Annotated in this window: 24 protein-coding genes; 10 read left to right on the top strand and 14 right to left on the bottom strand. The window is 70.2% G+C overall.

The features are described 5' to 3' along the window. The first annotated feature begins 132 nt into the window (after positions 1-132). Positions 133-336, top strand: coding sequence for a DUF397 domain-containing protein (locus ABZ470_RS10685; RefSeq protein WP_352014762.1), 204 nt, complete (start codon positions 133-135; stop codon positions 334-336). Positions 337-461: 125 nt separating this feature from the next. Here ABZ470_RS10685 and ABZ470_RS10680 read toward each other — a convergent pair whose 3' ends face one another. Continuing rightward, positions 462-1,667 (bottom strand): MFS transporter, encoded by a 1,206-nt coding sequence (locus ABZ470_RS10680; RefSeq protein WP_362911157.1) that lies wholly within the window; start codon positions 1,665-1,667, stop codon positions 462-464. A gap of 72 nt (positions 1,668-1,739) precedes the next feature. On the opposite strand from ABZ470_RS10680, the gene ABZ470_RS10675 reads away from it, so the two are divergent. The 3 genes from ABZ470_RS10675 to ABZ470_RS10665 all read left to right on the top strand — a co-directional run bounded on the left by ABZ470_RS10675 (position 1,740) and on the right by ABZ470_RS10665 (position 3,649). Then, on the top strand, positions 1,740-2,717 hold the full coding sequence (locus ABZ470_RS10675; protein WP_362911156.1) for a helix-turn-helix domain-containing protein: 978 nt from the start codon (positions 1,740-1,742) through the stop codon (positions 2,715-2,717). 159 nt (positions 2,718-2,876) lie between these two features. Beyond that, positions 2,877-3,281 carry a YbaB/EbfC family DNA-binding protein gene (locus ABZ470_RS10670; RefSeq protein WP_362780942.1) on the top strand — a complete coding sequence of 135 codons (405 nt, stop codon included), beginning with the start codon at positions 2,877-2,879 and terminating at the stop codon, positions 3,279-3,281. Then, complete coding sequence (locus ABZ470_RS10665; protein WP_362911155.1) at positions 3,278-3,649, top strand: hypothetical protein; 372 nt, start codon at positions 3,278-3,280, stop codon at positions 3,647-3,649. The genes ABZ470_RS10670 and ABZ470_RS10665 overlap by 4 nt, the downstream gene beginning before the upstream one ends. Here the strand turns inward: ABZ470_RS10665 and ABZ470_RS10660 are convergent. The 3 genes from ABZ470_RS10660 to ABZ470_RS10650 all read right to left on the bottom strand — a co-directional run bounded on the left by ABZ470_RS10660 (position 3,561) and on the right by ABZ470_RS10650 (position 6,040). Continuing rightward, complete coding sequence (locus tag ABZ470_RS10660) at positions 3,561-4,610, bottom strand: hypothetical protein (RefSeq protein WP_362911154.1); 1,050 nt, start codon at positions 4,608-4,610, stop codon at positions 3,561-3,563. The genes ABZ470_RS10665 and ABZ470_RS10660 overlap by 89 nt on opposite strands. A gap of 6 nt (positions 4,611-4,616) precedes the next feature. Then, positions 4,617-4,793: a hypothetical protein gene (locus ABZ470_RS10655; protein ID WP_362911153.1), complete on the bottom strand. Its 177-nt coding sequence runs from the start codon at positions 4,791-4,793 to the stop codon at positions 4,617-4,619. Between the two features lie 101 nt (positions 4,794-4,894). Beyond that, positions 4,895-6,040, bottom strand: coding sequence for an epoxide hydrolase family protein (locus tag ABZ470_RS10650; protein ID WP_362911152.1), 1,146 nt, complete (start codon positions 6,038-6,040; stop codon positions 4,895-4,897). A 52-nt stretch (positions 6,041-6,092) separates the two neighbouring features. Here ABZ470_RS10650 and ABZ470_RS10645 point away from each other — a divergent pair, with 52 nt between their 5' ends. Next, complete coding sequence (locus ABZ470_RS10645; protein ID WP_362911151.1) at positions 6,093-7,094, top strand: WYL domain-containing protein; 1,002 nt, start codon at positions 6,093-6,095, stop codon at positions 7,092-7,094. Continuing rightward, entirely contained in the window at positions 7,091-7,678 is a 588-nt protein-coding gene (locus tag ABZ470_RS10640; RefSeq protein ID WP_362911150.1) for a DUF3995 domain-containing protein, read from the top strand. Before ABZ470_RS10645 ends, ABZ470_RS10640 begins: the two co-directional genes overlap by 4 nt. 94 nt (positions 7,679-7,772) lie before the next feature. Here the strand turns inward: ABZ470_RS10640 and ABZ470_RS10635 are convergent, their stop codons facing one another. Both ABZ470_RS10635 and ABZ470_RS10630 read right to left on the bottom strand, forming a co-directional pair. Beyond that, positions 7,773-8,234, bottom strand: coding sequence for a peroxiredoxin family protein (locus ABZ470_RS10635; RefSeq protein ID WP_362911149.1), 462 nt, complete (start codon positions 8,232-8,234; stop codon positions 7,773-7,775). A 38-nt stretch (positions 8,235-8,272) separates the two neighbouring features. Continuing rightward, complete coding sequence (locus ABZ470_RS10630; RefSeq protein WP_362911148.1) at positions 8,273-8,800, bottom strand: RNA polymerase sigma factor; 528 nt, start codon at positions 8,798-8,800, stop codon at positions 8,273-8,275. A 76-nt stretch (positions 8,801-8,876) separates the two neighbouring features. Between ABZ470_RS10630 and ABZ470_RS10625 the strand changes: the two genes are divergently transcribed. Both ABZ470_RS10625 and ABZ470_RS10620 read left to right on the top strand, forming a co-directional pair. Beyond that, complete coding sequence (locus ABZ470_RS10625; RefSeq protein WP_362911147.1) at positions 8,877-9,647, top strand: aminoglycoside adenylyltransferase family protein; 771 nt, start codon at positions 8,877-8,879, stop codon at positions 9,645-9,647. 123 nt (positions 9,648-9,770) lie between these two features. Continuing rightward, positions 9,771-10,154, top strand: coding sequence for a peptidase inhibitor family I36 protein (locus tag ABZ470_RS10620; protein WP_362911146.1), 384 nt, complete (start codon positions 9,771-9,773; stop codon positions 10,152-10,154). A gap of 7 nt (positions 10,155-10,161) precedes the next feature. Here ABZ470_RS10620 and ABZ470_RS10615 read toward each other — a convergent pair whose 3' ends face one another. Both ABZ470_RS10615 and ABZ470_RS10610 read right to left on the bottom strand, forming a co-directional pair. Next, on the bottom strand, positions 10,162-11,274 hold the full coding sequence (locus ABZ470_RS10615; RefSeq protein ID WP_362911145.1) for a winged helix DNA-binding domain-containing protein: 1,113 nt from the start codon (positions 11,272-11,274) through the stop codon (positions 10,162-10,164). A 45-nt stretch (positions 11,275-11,319) separates the two neighbouring features. Beyond that, positions 11,320-11,928, bottom strand: coding sequence for a TIGR03086 family metal-binding protein (locus ABZ470_RS10610; protein WP_362780920.1), 609 nt, complete (start codon positions 11,926-11,928; stop codon positions 11,320-11,322). A 95-nt stretch (positions 11,929-12,023) separates the two neighbouring features. On the opposite strand from ABZ470_RS10610, the gene ABZ470_RS10605 reads away from it, so the two are divergent. Both ABZ470_RS10605 and ABZ470_RS10600 read left to right on the top strand, forming a co-directional pair. Further along, positions 12,024-13,001 (top strand): WYL domain-containing protein, encoded by a 978-nt coding sequence (locus ABZ470_RS10605; protein ID WP_362911144.1) that lies wholly within the window; start codon positions 12,024-12,026, stop codon positions 12,999-13,001. Positions 13,002-13,004: 3 nt separating this feature from the next. Next, positions 13,005-13,640 carry a class I SAM-dependent methyltransferase gene (locus ABZ470_RS10600; RefSeq protein WP_362911400.1) on the top strand — a complete coding sequence of 212 codons (636 nt, stop codon included), beginning with the start codon at positions 13,005-13,007 and terminating at the stop codon, positions 13,638-13,640. Between the two features lie 144 nt (positions 13,641-13,784). Here ABZ470_RS10600 and ABZ470_RS10595 read toward each other — a convergent pair whose 3' ends face one another. The 6 genes from ABZ470_RS10595 to ABZ470_RS10570 form a co-directional block, all read right to left on the bottom strand. After that, on the bottom strand, positions 13,785-14,561 hold the full coding sequence (locus ABZ470_RS10595) for an SDR family oxidoreductase (protein WP_362911143.1): 777 nt from the start codon (positions 14,559-14,561) through the stop codon (positions 13,785-13,787). Between the two features lie 365 nt (positions 14,562-14,926). Continuing rightward, on the bottom strand, positions 14,927-15,508 hold the full coding sequence (gene folE / locus ABZ470_RS10590) for a GTP cyclohydrolase I FolE (RefSeq protein WP_352014780.1): 582 nt from the start codon (positions 15,506-15,508) through the stop codon (positions 14,927-14,929). 2 nt (positions 15,509-15,510) lie between these two features. After that, positions 15,511-17,484, bottom strand: coding sequence for an ATP-dependent zinc metalloprotease FtsH (ftsH, locus tag ABZ470_RS10585; RefSeq protein ID WP_352014781.1), 1,974 nt, complete (start codon positions 17,482-17,484; stop codon positions 15,511-15,513). Positions 17,485-17,769: 285 nt separating this feature from the next. Next, positions 17,770-18,327, bottom strand: a complete 558-nt coding sequence (gene hpt / locus ABZ470_RS10580) for a hypoxanthine phosphoribosyltransferase (RefSeq protein ID WP_352014782.1) — start codon at positions 18,325-18,327, stop codon at positions 17,770-17,772. A gap of 13 nt (positions 18,328-18,340) precedes the next feature. Continuing rightward, complete coding sequence (gene tilS / locus ABZ470_RS10575) at positions 18,341-19,375, bottom strand: tRNA lysidine(34) synthetase TilS (RefSeq protein WP_352014783.1); 1,035 nt, start codon at positions 19,373-19,375, stop codon at positions 18,341-18,343. A 105-nt stretch (positions 19,376-19,480) separates the two neighbouring features. Beyond that, the gene (locus ABZ470_RS10570; protein WP_352014784.1) at positions 19,481-20,599 is read right to left on the bottom strand and encodes a zinc-dependent metalloprotease; all 1,119 of its coding nucleotides are present in this window, start codon (positions 20,597-20,599) and stop codon (positions 19,481-19,483) included. Positions 20,600-20,634: the final 35 nt, after the last annotated feature.

Raw genomic sequence — 20,634 nt, 5'->3', positions numbered from 1 at the left:
TGATCGACTTGTATGTCCGGCCCCGCCCTTCCATGAGCCCCGGTATGCCCATACGACATGGAGGTCTTGCGCGTGTTGGGACCACCTCGCAGAGTGAGGACCAGACCGCCCGCCCTAAGGCAAGGAGCCCCCATGATTCCCGATCTGACAGGCGCCGAGTTCCACAAGAGCAGTCTCAGCGGCACCCACGACGACTGTGTCGAGGTCGCCGTGAACCTCCCCGGCCTGGTGGCCGTCCGCGACAGCAAAGATCCCTCCGGCCCGGCCCTGGCCTTCGGTGTCTCCGGATGGGACGCCTTCATAGGCCACGTGAAAATTGGAACGTTCGATTTCTGATCGGCGACAACGTCTTCGCCGGGTTCCGGCCGAACAGCGGGCCGTGCCCCGGGCCACCATGGACCACTGCGGGCCACCGTGGGCGCCCCCGCGTACCACGATGGCCCGGCCCTCCCGGGCACCTGCTACGTCAGCGACTCGGCCGGGGCCACGATCGACGGGCCGCCGGTCTCCTCGGGGGCCCGGCCGAGCTGCCTGACCGGCCTGATCAGCAGGAGCGCCGCCGCCACGCCCAACGTCACCAGGGCGGACCCCATGATGAAGGTGCGCGGTTCGATCAGCGTGGTGACCGGACCGGCGATCGCCTGCCCGACCGCCATGCCCGAGACCGACCCGGCCACCTGGTAGGCGTTGACCCGGTTCATCACGTCCGGCGCGACCTTCGTCTGGACGCTGGTCGACCACATCACCGACCAGAACGCCATCGCGACCCCGCCGACCAGGTGCCCGGCCATCAGCATCGGCAGCGGCAGTCCGAGCGCGACCGACAGGGGCGCGGCCATGTAGCCGCTCAGTGCCGTCGCCCCGGCGGCCAGCGGCTTGGCCGGTCTGAGCCTGATCGCCACCAGCCCGCCCAGTACGGTGCCGAGGCCGAGCGCCGCCATCACCCAGCCGTAGTCGGCCCCGATGACCTGCGACGACAGCGGCACGTACGGCCCGATCACCAGAACGCCCCAGAAGACCCAGACCAGGATGGTCGACCACATCCAGTTCATGGCCCTGAACTCCTCCCAGCCCCTGCGCAGGTCGCCCAGCACGTTGGAGGGGCCCGGCTTGGGTACGGCGACCCGGATCAGCAGCAGGGCCACCCCGCTGACGAGGAAGGTCGCGGCGTCGACCGTGTAGACGAAGACCGGGCCGGTGGCGACGATGAGGACTCCGGCCAGCGCGGGACCCGCCAGCTGGGTGATCGCCTCGGCGATCTTCAGTGTCGCGTTGGCCCGTTGCGGGTCCTTCGCGACCAGGGGGACCATGCCGTTGATGCACGGTTCGAACGTCCCGGCGCCGATGCCGGAGAAGAACGCCATCGTCAGCAGCAGGGCGAGCGGCGGGGCGCCGTCCAGGAAGGCGACGGCCACGCATCCCTGGGTGACGACCCTGAGCGCGTCCGCGCCGATCATCAGGCGCCGGGCGCCGATCCGGTCGGCGAAGACCCCGCCGAACAGCATGACCAGCACGGCTGACGTGGTCCAGATCGCGAGCGTGTAGCCGACACCCGCGATCCCGTAGACTTCTCCGACCGCCAGCGCCGAGGCGACGGGCATCATCGCGTCGCCGAGCAGTGAGATCGTACGGGCTCCGAAGTAGAGGCTGAAGTTCCTCGTCCACATAAATCCTCATTCTGAGTTTCTCCAATCCAGGGCGCCGGTGTCCCGAATGACATCATTGGGTACATTTGAGCCATGTCCCTGGACTGCCCGGAACCACCCCCGGCCTCTCTCAGCCTGCATCGTGTGGTCGCCCTGGTCGCTCCGAAGCAGGAGCTCTACCCGGTCACCTCCGCCTCGGCCGTCTTCGGCTACCACGGCTCGGCGATCCCCCAGCACTACAGCTTCGGCCTGTGCGCCGAGCACCCCGGCTCCCTGCCCACCACCCTCGGCGTCCCCATCCAGGTCGACAGCGGACTGGAGGCCGTCGACGACGCCAAGACCGTGATCATCGCGGGCTGGAGCTGGGCTCTCACCCCCTCGCCCGCCGTACTCCGCGCGGTGTCCCAGGCCCACGCACGAGGCGCCCGCATCGTCGCCGTCGGCTCCGGGATCTTCGTCCCCGCCACCCTGGGGCTCCTGGACGGCCGCCGGGCCTCCGTCCACTGGGAGCTCTCCCGCGAACTCGCCGCCCGCCACCCCCGCATCATCCTCGACGACACCATCATCTACGTCGACCACGGCGACGTCGCCACCGCCGGAGCCTCGGCCGCCACCCTCGACCTCTGCCTCCACCAGGTCCTCCAGGAGTACGGCGCCGCCCACGCCATGCGCATCGGCCGTCAGCTCGCCGCCGGTCCGCACCGCGAGGGCTGCCAGCGGCAGTACCCTCCCCTGCCGACCACCGGCCCCATGCCGGCTCCCCTGGCGCCCCTGCTCGAATGGCTGCTCTCGCGCCTGCACGACCCGATCACCGTCGAGGACATGGCCGCCTACTCGGGCGTCTCCCCCCGGACCCTCACCCGGCAGTTCGCCGACCAGCTCGGCGTCCCCCCGGCCCGCTGGCTGCTGGAACGCCGCCTGGCCGCCACCCGCGCCCTGCTTGAGGAGACCGACCTGCCCGTCGAGACCATCGCCACCCGCGTCGGTCTCTCCTCGGCGGTCAACCTCCGCCGCCGTTTCCACACCGCCCTGCGAACCACCCCGGCCGCCTACCGCCGTTCCTTCCGCTGACGCCGTACGGCGCGGACCAGGACGCGCGGTGGCGGTGCGCCAACGGGAGAGCGTCGTCCAAGAAGCCCTCGGGCGGCAGCGGGCCGGTAAGCGGCATGTTGGAGGTCGTTCATCCGGGCGACGGCTTGCCGTAGGGCGCCGTCCTTATGGTGATGGTTCATGACAGCGGGTTTCGAGGACTTCGACCGGTTCCTGGAGGAGGCCCGCCGGGCGCTCGACGCGGCCGACCGGCCGCCGTCCGAGGACGAGCCCCCGGGCGGGAGGGGAACGGCCGCGGACGGGCGGATCGTCGCCGAGGTCTCGCCGGACGGCCTGCTCAGCTCGCTGAGGGCCGACCCCCGGGTCATGCGGATGGGCCTGCAGGAGCTGTGCGACCAGGTCGTGCACGCCGTCAACGCCGCGCTCAACGACCTGCGCTCGAACCTCGACGCCCGTCACGGGGCGGTGGACGTGACGGGGCTGACGGAGACGCTGGGCACCGTCCAGGAGGAGTCGATGCGGAGGATGAACCTCTTCGTGGAGGAGATCGGCGAGCTGGCCCGCCGGATCGAAGGACGCGGATGAAGCCCCTTGAGGTCCGCTCACCCAGCCTCCGTACGGCGTCCGGCGGACTCGGCGGCGTGAGCGGAGATCTGGCCGCCCAGGGGCGCGACCTCGGGTCCTCGACGGCCGCGTTCGGTTCCGGGCCCGTCGGCGGGCTGCTGGGCGACCTCCTGGGCCGGACGCTCGGCGCGATCACCGAGTCGCTGGAGTCGGTCGTGGCCGACCTGGGCGACGCCGGGCAGGCGCTCGGCCGGATGGACGCCGGCTACCGGCGAGCGGAGAGCCTCAGCGAGGAGGCCGTCAGCCAGGCTTCGCGTGGGGGTTCTCCAGCCAGTCCCCCACCGTCACATCGCCCTTACGGGACACCTGGTACGGCCTGGCCCTCATGACGTACTCCGGGGAGACCCCACCGGGGAAGACGACCTCGTCGTAGCTGGAGTTCGGCAGGCGGAGACCGGTGCCGCCGGGGGTTCGGATGTCGTACACCCAGCCCTGGCGACCGTACTCGTGCCACTGGAGATGGATCCTGTCGGAGTAGCTGGTGCTGACGTAGGCGGTCTGGCGTGAACTCGGGTCCAGGTGCTCGACGTATCCGTTCAGGTCGGTGTTGTGCGGGTTCTTCGGCCGGAAGCCCTCGGAGAAGATCTCGTCGGGATGCCGGGTGTCCGACCGGTAGACGGGTTCGCTGTCCCGCCGCCACACCGGCCGGGTGCTGTTACGGAAGGGCGAGCCTCGGAAGCCGGGACGCGGCCGGATCGCCGAGATGTTCACCTCGCGGTTGGCCGCCGCCCTGAGCGGGTCCCAGTCCGCGGGCCGGCCACGCAGCCGGCCCGCGCCGGTGCGCAGCAGCGCCATGGCGCGCCTCATCGGTTCGACCACGCCGCGCGAGAGGAAGCGGACGATGTCGTCCAGCAGCGTGCGCAGGGCTCGGCGGGTCCTGGCGACGGCCGCGGGCAGCGTCGCCGGCGAGGCCGCGGCTCGGGCTGCGACGACCACCAGCGCGACGAGCTGGGCGATCACCCCCAGCTTCCACAGCAGCGTGGCCACGGCCGCCGTCAGGAGGGCCAGGCCCACCAGCTCGGCGGCGTCGGCCAGCCGGTTCGCCCGGTCGGCGGGCGCGTTCTCCGCCATCCACGAGCGGTAGGCGTCCACCCCGTCGCCGGTGTTGTCCCGCCACACCTGGCTCGCGTACGCGTCGGTGTCGCGGACCGAGCCCCGCAGCCGGGCGGCCATCGCCGTGTACCGCGTGCCCTCCGCGTGCAGGAGGTCCTCGTCGAACCCCTCCGGCCACGCCGCCACACCGGTCCAGGCGAGCGGGGCCGCCAGCGCCTGCGGTAACTGGAGGGACATCGACGCTCAGCGGTCGTTCGGGTTGCGGACGCCCGACGGGCCCTCCGCGCTGTTCCGCCGGGAGCCGACCACGCCGTCCGGGTCGAAGGACGCGTCGATCGCGACGACCGACCTTCCGGCCTCCGAACGCGCCTCGGCACGCACACGGTCAGCGATCAGGGATGATTCGGGCCTCTCGGACATCGCGTGGAGCCTACTGGATCGGCCGTCCATGATCCACGCCACCGGAGACCTTGGAAGGCTCCTTCCCCGCCTGAGCCGTGGTTCCGAAGGGAAGGGCCGAGTCAGCGCAGGGGGCGGAAGAAGGTCCTGATGTCCTCCGTCAGAAGGTCGGGGGCCTCCATGGCGGCGAAGTGGCCGCCTCTGGAGAACTCCGACCAGTGCACGACGTTGTGCTCGCGTTCCGCGATCCGCCTGACCCCCGCGTCGCCTGGGAAGACCGCCACCCCGTGGGGCAGCGCCGAGTGCTCGGCCGCCGCGCCCCAGCTCTTCTGCTCCTCCTTGTAGAGGCGGGCGGCCGAGGCCGCGGTCCCGGTGAACCAGTAGACGCTCACGTCGGTGAGCAACTGGTCGATGTCCACCGCGTCCTCGGGGAGTTCGTGGGCCGGGTCGGTCCACTCCTTGAACTTCTCCACGATCCACGTCAGCTGCGCCGCGGGTGAGTCGTGCAGCCCGAAGGCGAGGGTCTGCGGCCGGGTCGCCTGGATGATCGCGTAACCGGCCTGGTCCTGGTTCTGGTACTGGCCGAGGCGGGCGAGTTCCTCAGGGGTGAGGCCCACGAACTCGGCCGGGTCGCCGGTCGGGAAGCCGAGCGCGCCGTTGACGTGCACGCCGACGACGTTCTCCGGTGCGGTACGGCCCAGCATCGGCGAGATGACCGCGCCGCTGTCGCCGCCCTGCGCGCCGTAGCGCCGGTAGCCGAGCCGGTCCATCAGCTCCGCCCAGGCCCGCGCGACGCGCCGCAGGTCCCAGCCGGTCTCGGTGGTCGGGCCGGAGAAGCCGAAGCCGGGGATGGACGGGGCCACGACGTGGAAGGCGTCGGACCGGGCGCCGCCGTACGACACCGGGTCGGTCAGCGGGCCGATGATCTTCATGAACTCGGCGACCGAGCCCGGCCAGCCGTGCGTGATGATCAGCGGAAGAGCGTCGGGTTCGGGTGAGCGGGCGTGCAGGAAGTGGATGTTCTGCCCGTCGATCTCCGTCGTGAACTGCGGGAACGCGTTCAGCCGCGCCTCGGCGGCACGCCAGTCGAAACCGGTGCGCCAGTAGTCGGCCAGCTTGCGCGCGTAGGCGACGGGAACCCCGTACGACCAGCCCACACCGGGCAGTTCGTCCGGCCAGCGGGTCGCCGCGAGCCGACCGCGCAGGTCGTCCAGCCGGGTCTGCGGGATGTCGATCTGGAACGGGTGGATCCGCAGGTCGTTGTTCATGTCCCTCACCGTAGGCAGCGGTTAGGACAGCTTCGGTCCTAGGCTGGACGTCATGTTGGAGACATCGGCGCGGCTGTTGCGGTTGCTTTCGTTGTTGCAGACCCCCAGGGACTGGTCGGGCACCGAACTGGCCGTACGGCTCGGCGTCTCATCCCGCACGGTCCGCCGCGATGTCGAACGCCTCCGCGACCTCGGATACGTCGTGCACGCCACCGCGGGCGCCCCCGGCTACCGGCTCGGGGCGGGGGTCGGGCTTCCGCCGCTGCTGCTCGACGACGAGGAGGCGGTCGCGGTCGCCATCGGGCTCGGCACCGCCGCCGTCTCCGGGGTGACGGGCATCGAGGAGACCTCCGTCCGCGCCCTGGCCAAGCTGGAACAGGTTCTTCCCGCCCGGCTGAGGAACCGCGTCGGCGACCTGCGGTCGGTCACGGTCCCGCTGACGGACCGGGCCTCCGCCGTGGACCCGGCCACGCTCACCGCGATCGCCGCCGCCGTCCGTGCCCGGGAGAGCCTGCGATTCGACTACCGCTCCCACGACGGCACCGAGGACCGTCGTGCGGCCGAGCCGTACCGGCTGGTCAACTCGGGGCGCCGGTGGTATCTGGTGGCGTGGGACACCGGCCGGGGCGACTGGCGCACGTTCCGCATCGACCGGCTGCGGCTGCGCACCCCGAACGGGCCGCGTTTCACGCCCCGCGAGCCGCCCGGCACCGACCTCGTCCAGTACGTCGCGGAACGGATCTCCGTCAATCCGTACCGCTACCGCGGCCGGTTCACGGTGCACGCCCCGGCCGACGCCATCGCCGCCCGGATGCCGCCGACGATCGCGGTGGTCGAGCCGACCGGTGACGACACGTGTGTCCTCAGCACCGGGTCGAACTCCCTGGACGAGCTGGCCATGTGGGTCGCGGGGCTCGGTGTCCCCTTCGAGGTGCACGACCCTCCCGAACTCGTCCGGCACATCCACGCCCTCGCCGCCCGCCTCAGTGAGGCGACCCGGTACGGCCCCCGGCCGCCGACGGTGTCAAAGGATCAAGCAGAATCGCCGTCATGAGTCTGAGCCTTGACGCAACAGGCCATCCGGCACGATGGCCGGGATATGCCACCGCCTTCTGGGGATTCGCCTTCGCCGTCCCGAGTTTCTGCTGGGCGCTCGGTATCGGCCTGGCGGGGGCCTCGACCACGCTCTCACCCCAGCTGGTCGAATTGGCCGCGAGGCAGGACTCCGGCTTCATCACGGCGTTGTGGGTGACGGGTGTGCTCAAGGTCGTCGGCGCGGTGCTGGGCCTGGCGCTCATCCGCCGTCGTCCCTGGGGGCACGGCATGAACCTTCTCCTGCAACTGATGGCGTGGGGCGCGGGGGTCCTGCTCATCTGCCATGGCGCGGGATTCGTCGTGAACGGAATTCTCGTCGAGACGAACGTCGTCGGCATCGATCCCGAGCTGCGGTCGATCAGCCGCTGGTACACCTACCTGTGGGGGCCGTGGTTCGTGGCCGGAGGGGTCGCCTTCCTCCTCGCCGCACGGGCCCACCTGCGCGGAGTCGCCGAACGCCGGAACGCCGTGATCGCGGGGATCGTCGGCGGCCTCGGCGCACTGGCGATCTCCGTCATGCTCCTGATATGGGGCCTGGGATAGTCCCATTCCCTTGACGAACATGCCCGGCCGGACAATGGCGATGACCGTCACCGGGCAACGATTCAACGACCGCGCCCTCGCGGGCGACCGACCCTCACACCCCGAGGGACCGTACGGCCCGCATGACACCCTTTCTGTCGTAGCCGCCGGTGGGGAGGGTGGCGCTGTGGACGTGCCGGATGACGCCGTGGACGTCGACGAGCAGGCTGCCCGACCGCTGCATCGCGCCGAAGACCCTCCTGTCGAGGCCGACCATCTCGTGGGGGGTGCCGCCGCGGGCGGTGAGCACGGGGAACGGAACACGCTGCCGGGCCTTCCAGGTGGCCGCCCGCTTCCTGCTCTCGGGGACCGCGATGAGGACGCGGACGTTCTCGGCCTCCAGGTCGTCGCCGCTCCTGACGAGGTCCTGGACGTTCCTGTTGCAGACAGGGCACGAGGTGGAGCGCACGAAGTAGAGCAGCACGGCGTGCTCGCCCCGGTAGTCGGACAGGCGGACGGTGTCGCCCACGGTGTCTTCGAGCACCATCTCCGGGGCGGGCGATCCGGTTTCGAGCATGGTGGAACTTCCCTTCGAACGTTCGGGGTCTTCAGGAGTCACGGCCTCAGGCTGGTCCGGAGGGCGGTACGGGCTCGGTGCAGGTGGGACTTCATCGCCGGGGTGCTCAGGCCGAGCGAGGTGGCGACCGTACGCCCCGGGTAGCCCAGCACGTCCCGCATGATCAGGACACGGCGCTGGACGTCGGGCAGCTCCTGGATCGCCTGCGCGAGCAGGCCGGCCTCCAGCCGCCGGAGGACCTCCTCCTCGGCGGACGCGGCCAGACCCGCCCCGGCCTCCTCGCCGTGGTGGTCGAGCAGCCGCCGGGCGCGGCGCACGCACTCGTTCCTGACGATCCTGAACATCCAGGACGCCAGTGCCGCCGAGGCCCGCAACGAGCCGATCTTGCGGAACAGGACGATCAACGCCTCCTGCGCCGCGTCCTCGGCGTCCTGCGGGGACGCGCACAGGTGCTCGGCGAACCGCCGTACATGCGGGTGGGCGCCGTAGACCACCGCGGCGATCGACTCCACGTCACCGCCCTGGGCGGCCTCGATGAGCTGCTCGCTCGCCCAACCACCGTCCACCTGGAACCCCCTTCCGGAAAAGGCCGTCCCCCATAAGAGGCTCCGACGTCCGAAAAGGATTCGCGAAACTGATGGGATGAACCAACTTCGGGAGATCGTGGGTCTGGTCGGCGACGTGCTGGGCTCCGGGGTCGTCGGCGGTTACCTCCACGGCTCCGCGGTGCTCGGCGGCCTCAGACCGGCCAGTGACCTCGACGTTCTCGTCGTCTCCCGGCGGAGCATGGACGACCGGGAGCGTGGCGCGCTCCTGCGGGGGCTGCTCGGCCTCTCGGGTTTCACCGCCGGGCTCCGGCCGGTCGAACTCACCGTCGTCGTCCAGTCAGAGGTCCGCCCGTGGCGTTTCCCGCCGACCGGCGACTTCCTGTACGGCGAGTGGCTGCGTGCGGAGTTCACGGCCGGTACGGTTCCCCGGCCGGAGCCGATGCCGGACCTGGCCCTGTTGGTCACCATGGTCCTGGCCGGTGACCGCCCTCTGACCGGCCCGCCACCGGCGCGGGTCCTCGACCCCGTCCCCCACGCGGACCTGGTCAGGGCGAGCCTGGCGGGCCTGCCCGGTCTGCTGGCGGAGCTGGAAACCGACACCCGCAACGTCGTGCTGACCCTCGCCCGGGTCTGGAGCACGCTCGCCACCGGTGAGATCAGGCCGAAGGACACCGCCGCGGACTGGGCTCTGCCCCGCCTCCCGCCGTCTCACCGTCGCGTCCTGGAACACGCCAGGAACCTCTATCTCGGCCACCGCTACTCCGAGGAGACCTGGCCGGAGGGCCTGAGAACCCAGGCGGGGCCGTACGCGGAAAAAGTGCTCGCCGAGATCGACCGGCTTTCTCCCCGCCCGAACTCACCGTGAGGGCCGGGCCGTGCAGAAATCGTCAACAACGACTACCGGAGGCGTCAACGACACCCCGGTCGCATATCGGCAAAATGATTCTCCGTACGGCATGCGACATGGGTGAAAAAAGGAGTGACACGGGTGAGGAAGCGAAGGGTTCTGGCCGCCACGGTGATGGCGGTGTCCACGATGACCACCGTGGTCACCGCGGCACCGGCGCAGGCCAAGGCGATGGACTGGGACAACTGCCCAGAGGGTTATGTATGCCTTTACGGCGACACCTACGGCAGAGGCCGTTACAGCAACACGCCGGGAACCGAAAAAGCCAATGTCGGCGCATTCATCAACGACCTGACGAGTTCCATCTGGAACCGCACCAATGACGCTGTGTGTTTCTACGAGCACACGAACTGGGGCGGTAGGACCCTGATAGGCGTCGGGCCGGGAGAATGGGTGGACAACGTCGGGGTCGCTGCCAACGACAAGATCTCCTCATATCGCGGAAATGTGTGGTGCAGCTGGTGACGGCGGCTCACGGCCAACGCACTTCGGGGGTGCGTTCCACGAACCGCGCGTACCGCTCGAACGCCCGCTCGACCTCCGCCCGGTCGCTTCGGTGGAGTGGGGTGAGCGGCAGGACGGCGACCCGCACCTGGTTCTTCACGAGGGTGCGTTTCCAGGTGGCCACGACCCGGCCTGCGCGGACCACGGTGGCCTGGAAGACCCCGTTGTTACCGGGGATGATGGCCGCCTTGTGCTCGTCGGCGACCATGAGCGAACGGTCCTTGTAGCCCAGGAGGTATTCGTCGAAGCCCGGCAGCACGAGCACCTCGTCGTCACCGGCCGGGGTGGGGGCCGTGTCGAGGAGCGCGGCGTCGGCATATGTCTCCACCCCGTCGACGGTCACCCTGGCCAGCGCGTCACCGGCCACGGCGATGCCGCGTTTGGCGTCGGCCGCGGTCAGGCCGGTCCAGCCCGCGAAGTCCTGCCTGGTGGTCGGCCCCCGGCCACGGAAGTAACGCAGGGCGACGGTGCCCAGCGCCTCGTCACGCTCCGGCCGGTGCGGGTCGGGAACCCACTCGTCGAGCAGCACGAAGCTCTGCTCGTTGCCGATGTTGGGGGCGATGCACAGCACGCCCCGCTGGCTGGCGTACCACAGCAGGTGGTAGCCACGCTGGCCACCGGTGTCGATGCCCTTGTCCTCCAGCACGGCCAGGCACTCCGACCGGCTCAGCCGTCCGCCCCCGGCCAGGGCCGAACCCAGCACCTCCATGGCCTGGACGGCGGTCTCCTCCGAGAGGCCGAGTTGCTCGCGCCGCCTCGCCGCGCCGTTCAGCACCCGGACGCCCATCAGCTCGACCATCCAGCGGGCGTCGCGGGGCGGGACGAAGTGGATGGTGCCGCGCATCGGCCACGTGCGCAGTGCCTCACGCCGCTCCAGCGCGGCGGTGACGTCGGTGACGGTGTGCTCGGGCAGCCGCGCGCCGAACGACCACAGCCCGCTGGCCAGGTCTTGAGCCTGCATCGCTCCGAGCCAGGTCACCACCTCGGCCACGGTCGTCGCCCGCGCCGCGCCGCCGGACGACCCGCGGAGCAACAGGCTGGACAGCCGCAGGCCGAGCGCCTGCCGAGGGGTGAGTTCCACCCGATCACCGTAGCCTTCGCCACCGACAATCCCGCCACCACACCGTCAGCGCGGGACACGGCCGAGGTAGCGGAGCAGGTCGTCGACGACCGGGGTGGCGGAGGGTCCGCCTACGGCCTCGACCACGGGGCCGTAGGCCCCCCACTGGCGCAGCGGTTCGACGATCTCCCGCGCGGCGGCGAGAAGGTGGCCCGCGAGCTCGTCGTCGAGCGGGGACGGCCTGCCCGTGGCGATCGCGATGTCCCACGCGTGCACGGCGGCGTCGAGCGCGCACATCACCGCGGCGACCGGGGTGGGCAGCTCACCGTGCGGCAGCGGCGTCGGGACGCTCTCGCTGTCGTCGGGCACCGCCGCCCACGCCGCGCCGGTCCTCTCGACGGCGTCCCCCACCAGCTCCGCCGCGGTGCCGTCGACGGCTCCTGAGGGCGTGAAGGGGTCGTAGGCCGGACCGTCTCCGACGCCGAGCATCTTCGCGTAGGCGAGCTGGTCGCCCGCGGCGTGCTGGATCACCTGGGTGACCGTCCACTCCGCACACGGGGTCGCGTTGTCCCATTCGCCGTCCCGCACACCCGCGACGCTGTTCTCCAGCGCCCGATACGAGGCGGCCAGCACCTCACGCCAGACGGGCCGCAGGGAGGTGACGGTGACGTTCATGATCTTGCCCTTCGGTCTCTTCCTTGCCTGTGACATCAGCCTATGGGCCCATTAGGCTAGTTTTATGCCTAATTACTGCCGGGGGTGAGGGATCAATGGCTTCGACGACGGCCCGGGTTCTGCGCCTGCTGTCCCTGCTGCAGGACCGGTCCCACACGGGCCGTGAACTCGCCGAGCGCCTCGGTGTCGCCGAACGCACGCTGCGGCAGGACGTCCAGCGCCTTCGCGAACTCGGCTACCCGGTGCACGCCACACGCGGGGCGGTCGGCGGATACCGGCTCGGACAGGGCGCGAAGATGCCTCCGTTGCTGCTCGACGACGACGAGGCGGTGGCCGTCGCGCTGGCCGTCGGCCTGGCCGAGGACGGATCGACCGGGATCGAGGACATCGACGCCAGCCTCACCCGGGCGCTCGCCAAGCTCCAGCAGATCCTGCCGAGACACCTGCAGCGCAAGGTGACCGCCCTGCGTTCCGCCACCGCGGTCGGGCCCGCCACGGTCGGCTCCCGCGAGCCGGACGCCCCGGTGCCCGCCGCCATCCTCACCGTCGTCGCGGCCGCGATCCGTGACGGCGTGACCCTGCTGGTGACCCGCGACGGCACCGAGACCGAGGCGGAGCCCTACCGCCTGATCAGCTGGCGCCGCCGCTGGTTCCTGGTCGCCTACGACCTCGGCGCGCACGCCTGGAGGGCGTTGCCCGTCGCCGGCCTGGCCCGTGTCCGGTCCGCGTCCCGCCACTTCGCCGCCCGTTCCCTGCCCGACGACGACCTCGTCGCCTTCGTCCTGCGCGAGGTCGCGCGGACCGGCTGGAAGGTCCACGCCCGTGTCACCGTCCTGGCCCCCGCCGAGACCGTGATCGCCCGCATCAACCCGGCCGTCGGCATCGTCGAGGCCGTCGACGCCCACACCAGCGTCCTCGTCACCGGTGCCGACGCCCTGGAGACCATCGCCGTCTACCTCAGCATGCTGATGATGGACTTCCGCGTCGACGGGCCACCCGAACTCGTCACCCACATCCGCACCCTCGCCCGCCGCTACGCCGAAGCCCTACCAGGCGACGGCGAAGCCTCATAGGCTCTGGTGCCCGTGGCCGAATCCTCCTCATACCTCGACACGACGGCGAACGCCTACGACGCCGTCGCCGTCCTCTACACCGAACTCACCAGGAACTACCTCGACCCCCTTCCGCTCGACCGCGCGGTGCTCGCCGTGTTCGCCGAGCTCGTACGGGACTCCGGCCCCGTCGCCGAGCTGGGATGCGGTCCGGGGCGGACGTCCGCGCACCTCAGAGACCTGGGGGTGGACGTCTTCGGCGTCGACCTGTCACCGGTGATGATCGACATCGCCCGTGAGGCGTATCCGGACATGCGGTTCGAGGTCGGTTCCATGGACGCCCTGGCCCTGGCCGACGACGAGCTGCGGGGCGTCCTGTCGTGGTATTCGATCATCCACGTCCCGCCCAGGGAGGTGCCCGCGTACTTCGCCGAGTTCCGGCGGGTGCTCGCGCCCGGCGGGCACCTGCTGCTCGGCTTCTTCGAGTCGGAGGGCGATCCGGTCACACCGTTCGACCACAAGGTGACGACGGCCTACCGATGGCCGATCGACGACCTCGCGAAACTGGCCACCGACGCCGGATTCCTCGAAATAGGCCGAATGCTCCGTGAACCCCTCGAAGGCGAACGATTCCGCCGGGGCCACCTGTTGATGCACTAGTCACCTTAGAAAAAGACTTAAGGCCATATTTCGGGATTCGAGGCATGGGGCTGCCGGCTCAGCCCAGGTCGTTCACACCGCCACGGCCGAGATACGCCCTGCACGGACACGGTTCCTACCGGGTCAGAACCGTATCCGCGAACTCTAGGGGCGCAGCACGGCCTCGGCGCCGCCGTCGGCGTAGAGGATCTGTCCGGTCATGAACGCGTTGCCGGGACTCACCGTCCAGGCGAGCAGCGAGGCGACGGCCTCGACGGGGCCGGGGAAGCCCAGTGGCTGCGGCATCAGGGCCTCTATCAGCTCCCTGGCGGCCGGGTCGTCGATGACGAACCTCCTGGCGGTCTCGGTGTCCACGACGCCCGGGGCGACGGCGTTGAGCGGGATACCGGCGCCCGCCCAGTCGGGACCGACCGCGGCGCGGCGCAACCACCGGTTGAGCGCCAGCTTGCTCGACGTGTAGACGGTCTGGCCGTTCCCGGCCTCGACGATCTTGGCCGCCTCCTCGGCCGCGGCCTCCTCGTCCAGCGACAGGCAGGCCTCGACCAGGCCCTCGTCCGCCGCGACGATGGCGCCCAGCGAGGAGACGACGACGGCGCGGGGCCGTTCCGAGCGGGCCAGCAACGGCCGGACCGCGTCGAGTGTGGCGAGGGTGCCGAAGAAGTTCACCCGTACGGGGGCCGGGCTCAGGTCGCCGACCCCGGCCACGGCCACCAGGCCGTGCACGGTGCCACCGGAGGCGGCGGCGACGCCTTCGGCCAGTCGCTCCCGGCCTTCCCGCGTGCTCAGGTCGGCGAGCACGTCGGCGTCGTTCAGGTCACAGCGGATCACCCGATCGCCTCCCGCGGCGAGGAGGTCGGCTGTGACGGCGCCGATGCCGGAGGCGGCGCCTGTGACTACGTAGGTACGCGGTTCGTTCTTCACGTGATCACGGTAAACACATATTCACGTTGTCGGAGCAACTAGAACGGCCGAGGCTCCGTTGCCGCCTTCGTGAAACCGGAAACCCCGTCCGGTCGACCATCGCGAAAAGGACTCACGTCGCTTATTCAAAAACCATGCCCGGGAGGTCAGGCGCCTCGGCCAAAGGAACGACATGGGCGATCATCCGGGAAAGCCGGGACCCCGGGCCAGGCCTTTCGAGACACCGACCGGCCCGCGCCCCGACAACGACTTCTGACATCGGCGGCCTTCGCCCCCGAGAAACGCCGAAGCCCCCGAGAAACGCCGAAGCCCCCGAGAAACGCCGAAGCCCCCGCCAGGAAGGCAGGGGCTTCGGTGCGGAAAGATCAGCGGAGGATGAGGGCCATCGCTTCCGCGCGGGTCTTGTCGCTGCTGCGGAAGTCGCCGCGGACCGCCGAGGTGATCGTCTTCGCCCCGGGCTTGCGGACACCGCGCATGGTCATGCACAGGTGTTCGCACTCGATGACGACGATGACGCCCCTGGGCTCCAGCACGTTCATGAGCGCGTCGGCGATCTGGGAGGTCATCCGCTCCTGCACCTGGGGGCGCCGGGCGTAGACGTCGACGAGGCGGGCGAGCTTGGACAGGCCGGTGACCTGCCCCTTCTCGTTGGGGATGTAGCCGATGTGGGCGACACCGTGGAACGGGACCAGGTGGTGCTCGCAGGTCGAGTAGACCTCGATGTCCCTGACGAGCACCATCTCGTCGTGGTCGACGTCGAAGACCGTGGTCAGGACGTCCTCGGGGGTCTGCCCGAGCCCGGCGAACTGCTCCGCGTAGGCTCGCGCGACCCGTGCCGGGGTGTCCCGGAGGCCGTCACGGTCGGGGTCCTCTCCGATGGCGTAGAGGATCTCGCGGACGGCCTTCTCCAGCCTTTCGGAGTCGACCTTGAGGGGATTGACGCTCACACTCAGTTCCCGTCCCTGGGGACCACAGAGTCGGTGTGCCCGGCGCCCGCGGGGAGCGCTCCGTTACCCGACTGCTCCTTCGGGGTCAGGATAGGCGGCCGGTTGGAGGGCAGCCGCTTGCCGTACCCCGAATAGGAGGGGCGCTTCTCCTTGACCACGACGGGCGCGAAGATCTGCAGCACCTGCTCGCGGGAGAGGGTCTCCTTCTCCATGAGTTCGAGCACCAGGTTGTCGAGCACGTCACGGTACTCGACGAGGATCTCCCACGCCTGGTCGTGCGCGGACTCGATGAGGCGGCGGACCTCCTCGTCGATCGCGGAGGCGATCTTCTCGGAGTAGTCGCGCTCGTGACCCATCTCACGTCCGAGGAAGACCTCGGCGTTGCCCGCGCCGAACTTACGGGCGCCGAGCTGCTCGCTCATGCCGTACTCGGTGACCATGCGGCGGGCGATGGAGGTGGCCTTCTCGATGTCGTTGGAGGCACCGGTGGTGGGCTCGTGGAAGACGAGCTCCTCAGCCGTGCGGCCGCCGAGCAGCATCGCGAGCTGGTCCATCATCTCGGAGCGGGTCGCCAGGAACTTGTCCTCCATGGGCAGCGTCATCGTGTAACCGAGGGCGCGTCCACGGGACAGGATCGTGATCTTGTGGACCGGGTCGGAGTTGGGCAGCGCGTGCGCGACCAGGGCGTGTCCACCCTCGTGGTACGCGATGATCTTCTTCTCCTGGTCCGACATGACGCGCGACTTGCGCTCGGGACCGGCCATCACGCGGTCGATGGACTCCTCAAGGGTCTCCATCGTGATGAGCTTCTGGTCGGCGCGGGCGGTGAGCAGCGCGGCCTCGTTGATCACGTTGGCCAGGTCGGCACCGGTGAAGCCGGGCGTCCGGCGGGCGATGACGTCGAGGTCGACGCCCTCGGCGAACGGCTTGCCCCTGCCGTGCACCTTGAGGATGCCCTTGCGGCCCTCAAGGTCGGGGCGGTCGACGGTGACCTGGCGGTCGAAACGCCCCGGGCGCAGCAGCGCCGGGTCGAGGATGTCGGGCCGGTTGGTCGCGGCGATCAGGATGACGCCGCCCTTGACGTCGAAGCCGTCCATCTCGACGAGGAGCTGGTTCAGCGTCTGCTCGCGCTCGTCGTGACCGCCGCCGAGACCGGCGCCACGGTGACGACCGACCGCGTCGATCTCGTCGATGAAGATGATGGCCGGAGCGTTCGCCTTGGCCTGCTCGAACAGGTCGCGCACCCGGGAGGCGCCGACACCGACGAACATCTCGACGAAGTCGGAACCGGAGATCGAGTAGAACGGGACCCCGGCCTCACCGGCGACCGCCCTGGCGAGCAGGGTCTTACCGGTTCCGGGCGGGCCGTAAAGCAGGACGCCCTTGGGGATCTTGGCGCCGATGGCCTGGAACTTGGCGGGGGCCTGGAGGAACTCCTTGATCTCCTGGAGCTCCTCGATGGCCTCGTCCGCGCCCGCGACGTCGGCGAAGGTGGTCTTGGGGGTGTCCTTGGTGATGAGCTTGGCCTTCGACTTGCCGAAGTTCATCACCCGGGAGCCGCCGCCCTGCATCTGGTTCATGATGAACAGGAAGAACAGCACGACGAAGACGATCGGCAGGAAGCTCATCAGCAGGCCGAGAAGGAAGTTGTCCCTCGGCACGTCGACGGTGTAGCCCTTGGCGAGCTTCCCGGCGTCCTTGGCGGCCTGGAGCTGGCCGGTGAGCTGGACACCCTGGCCGGTCACCCACGAGGAGTAGTAGCGCTTACCGTCGGTCAGAGTGACCTCGATGCGCTGGTCCTTGTCGATGACCTTCGCATTGGAGATCTTGCCCTCGTTGATCCAGCTGACGATCTGTGAGGTGTCGGCCTTGTCGATGCTGCCGTCGCTGTTCCACATCGTGGTGACGAGCAGGAGCAGCACGACGATGCCCAGGATCCACAGCAGTGGCCCACGTGTAAATCGCTTGAGATCCATCCGATGCGGAACCCCGGCGGGCCCGTCCCTTCCTGACCATGGCCTGGCAACCCCGGACGGAGCCCGGGGCTCGCGGTCTCCCTAACCGCTCCAACTGACGACCAAGAGTTGGCGGGCGAAGCCGCCCTCTTGATCGTCCGAAGGTACACCGGTGTGCCGCACGGAGTAACCGCCCGGACAGCACCGGCTTTGCCCTACCAACGTACGTCAGGTGGGCGTGTGTTCCCCTCCCCTATGGCGAATGTCGTACGCAGGAGGGGCAGACTTCGCCCAGGGCGTACTTTTTCAGCTGGCCCCATACACATGGGGCGCGAGGGTCCCAATGAAGGGAAGATTGCGGTATCGCTCTGCGTAGTCGAGGCCGTAACCGATCACGAACTCGTTCGGAATGTCGAATCCGATGTATTTCACGTCGAGCGGCACCTTGACCGCGTCCGGCTTGCGCAGAGCCGCGCAGATCTCCACCGAGGCGGGGTTTCGGGACTTCAGGTTGTGCACCAGCCACGAAAGGGTCAGGCCGGAGTCGATGATGTCCTCGACGACCAGCACGTGCCGCCCGGCGATGTCGGTGTCCAGGTCCTTGAGAACCCGGACCACGCCCGAGGTCTTGGTGCCCGCGCCGTAGGAGGAGACCGCCATCCAGTCCATCTGGACCGGCAGGTGGAGTGCTCTCGCCAGGTCGGCCATGACCATGACCGCGCCCTTGAGCACGCCCACGATCAGCAGGTCCCCTCCCGCGTAGTCCTCGTCGATGCGGCCCGCCAGCTCCTTGATCTTTGCCTGGAGCTCTTCTTCGGTGATGAGGACCCTTTCGAGGTCCTTGCCCATGTCGGCTGCGTCCACCTGGGATTTTTCCTTACGAGATGGGGCTTGCTGGGTGTCTGGCGAACACCAGGGTGCCATACCGGCGCACCACCCCAATCCCTCCGGGGACCTCTACGCGGCGCTGCCCCCGCCACGCGGTGACCAGGCGGTCCACCTGGAGGACGTGGGCGGCGGCGAGCGTCCCCGGCGGCGATCCGGCCTCGATCGCCGCCCTGCGCAGCACCCGGCGCCGCACCGCGGAGGGCAGATCCACCACCTCCCGTACGGCCAGCACCACCGCCCCGGGTTCGTCCGCGATATCGCTAAGAGCTGAATCACCCGCGCCCCGGGCGACCGCCTCCGCGTACGCCCGTCCGGCCCAGCCGTCAAGGGCGTCGGCGTCGTCCCGGCACAGGTCGGCGGTCCTGGCGAGCGCCTCGGCGACGCCGGGCCCCAGTTCGTCCTCAAGGGCGGGCAGCAGCCGGGTCCTGACCCTGACCCGGGTGTAGCGGGGATCGCGGTTGTGCGGGTCCTCCCAGGGGCTCAGCCCCATCCCCGCGCAGGCGGCCGCGGTCGTCCGCCTGCCCAGCCCGAGCAGCGGCCTCAGGTACAGCCCCGCCCGCGCCGGCATCCCGGCCAGTGAGCGGGTGCCGCTCCCCCTGGCCAGGCCGAGCAGGACGGTCTCCGCCTGGTCGTCCCTGGTGTGTCCGAGGAGCACGGCCGCCGCCCCGAGGCGCTCTGCGGCCTCGGACAGCGCGGCGTATCTCGCCTGCCTGGCCGCCGCCTCCGGCCCCCCTTCCGTCCCGACGCGGACGCGCACCGCCTCAGCCGGGTCGAGGCACAGCGAGGGGGCGAGCCGTACGAGGTCGCGGGCGCGGTCGTCGGAGCCGGGCTGCAGGTCGTGGTCGACGGTGAGCAGTCCGGCGCGCAGCCCCGCGCGGGGGGCGACGAAACCGGTCGCCGCGGCCAGCGCCAGGGAGTCGGCGCCGCCGCTGCACGCGACCAGCACGAGAGAGCCCGGCGCCGTGCCGTCCAGCGCGAGCCGTACGGCCCGGCGGACGTCGGCGACGGCGGGAGGCGGACCCATGCCCGCCATTGTCCGCCCTGTGACGCCTCTCCCACGCCAGGCCGGGCCCGGGAGCACTCCAGGCGAGGCTCGGGGGCACTCCGGGGAGGGCTCAGGAAGGGCCTGTCAGGCCGCCGGGCCCTCCTCCGGGGCGACGGCGGTGCCGTTGGCGCCGGGCAGGGCCCGGGTGCCGACGACCCTGGCGATCCAGCGGCCGGGGTCGCCGATCTCGTCCTGGGTCGGAAGCGTCTGCGGGGAGGTCCAGATCTTGTTGAAGTCGTCCATCCCGACCCGCTCGACGACCGTGCGGACGAAGGTCGAGCCCTCGGCGTACTGCTTCATCTTGAGGTCGACGCCGAGCAGCTTGCGGACCGTGCGGTCGAGCCGGGAGCCACCCTCGCGGCGGTGCTGGAACTTGGCGCGGATGTCGGCGACGGTCGGCACGACGGCGGGGCCGACCGCGTCCATCACGTAGTCGCCGTGTCCCTCGACCAGGGTCATCACCGCGGTGAGCCGGTCGAGGATCTCCTTCTGCTCGGGGGTCTGGATCGCGTCGATCAAGTTGCCCTCGCCGCCCCTGACGGCGTCGGCGACCGCGTCGGCCGCCGAGCGGAGCCGGTCGAGGAGCGTGCTCAGGTCCATGTCGGAGGCGAGCAGGAAGTCCGTCATCTGGGAGCGGACGTACTCCCTGAGCCAGGGCACACCGGTGAACTGCACCCGGTGGGTCTCCTCGTGCAGGCAGACCCACAGCCGGAAGTCACGCGGGTTGACGTCGAGCTCCTGCTCGGCGTGGACGATGTTGGGCGCCACCAGCGTCAGACGGCCCGCGGGCTGCCTGCCCGAGGGGTCCGGGGGCAGGAACAGCTCGTACTGCCCCAGGACGCGGGAGGCCAGGAAGGCCAGCACCGCGCCGACCTCGACCCCGGTGATGCGGGAGCCGACCGCGGTCACGATCGCGGGCGTCTGCTCCTTGCGGGCGGCCATCCGCTGGGTCAGCGGTTCGAGCACCACCCGGAAGCCCTCGACGTTGGCCTTGATCCAGCCCGGCCGGTCGACGACGGTCGCGGCCACGGGCGCGGTCTCGGTGTCGATCCGGGTGAACTCGCGGACGTGCCCCTCGGCGATTCTGGAGAGTTGCCGCAGCTCGGCGACCGCCCTGCGGGCCTCCTCTCGGCTCACTTGCGGCCCGGGGCGCACCAGGCGCGTTCCGGTCGCGACGGCAAGGTCCCAGTCGATCACCTGCATACCGTCCACCGTACGTGGTATCCGTACCGCCCGCG

This window comes from Streptosporangium sp. NPDC020072 (assembly GCF_040631445.1).
GTDB lineage: Bacteria > Actinomycetota > Actinomycetes > Streptosporangiales > Streptosporangiaceae > Streptosporangium.
The sequence above is the reverse complement of the archived record's forward strand: the minus strand, read 5'-3'. Positions and strand labels throughout refer to the sequence as shown.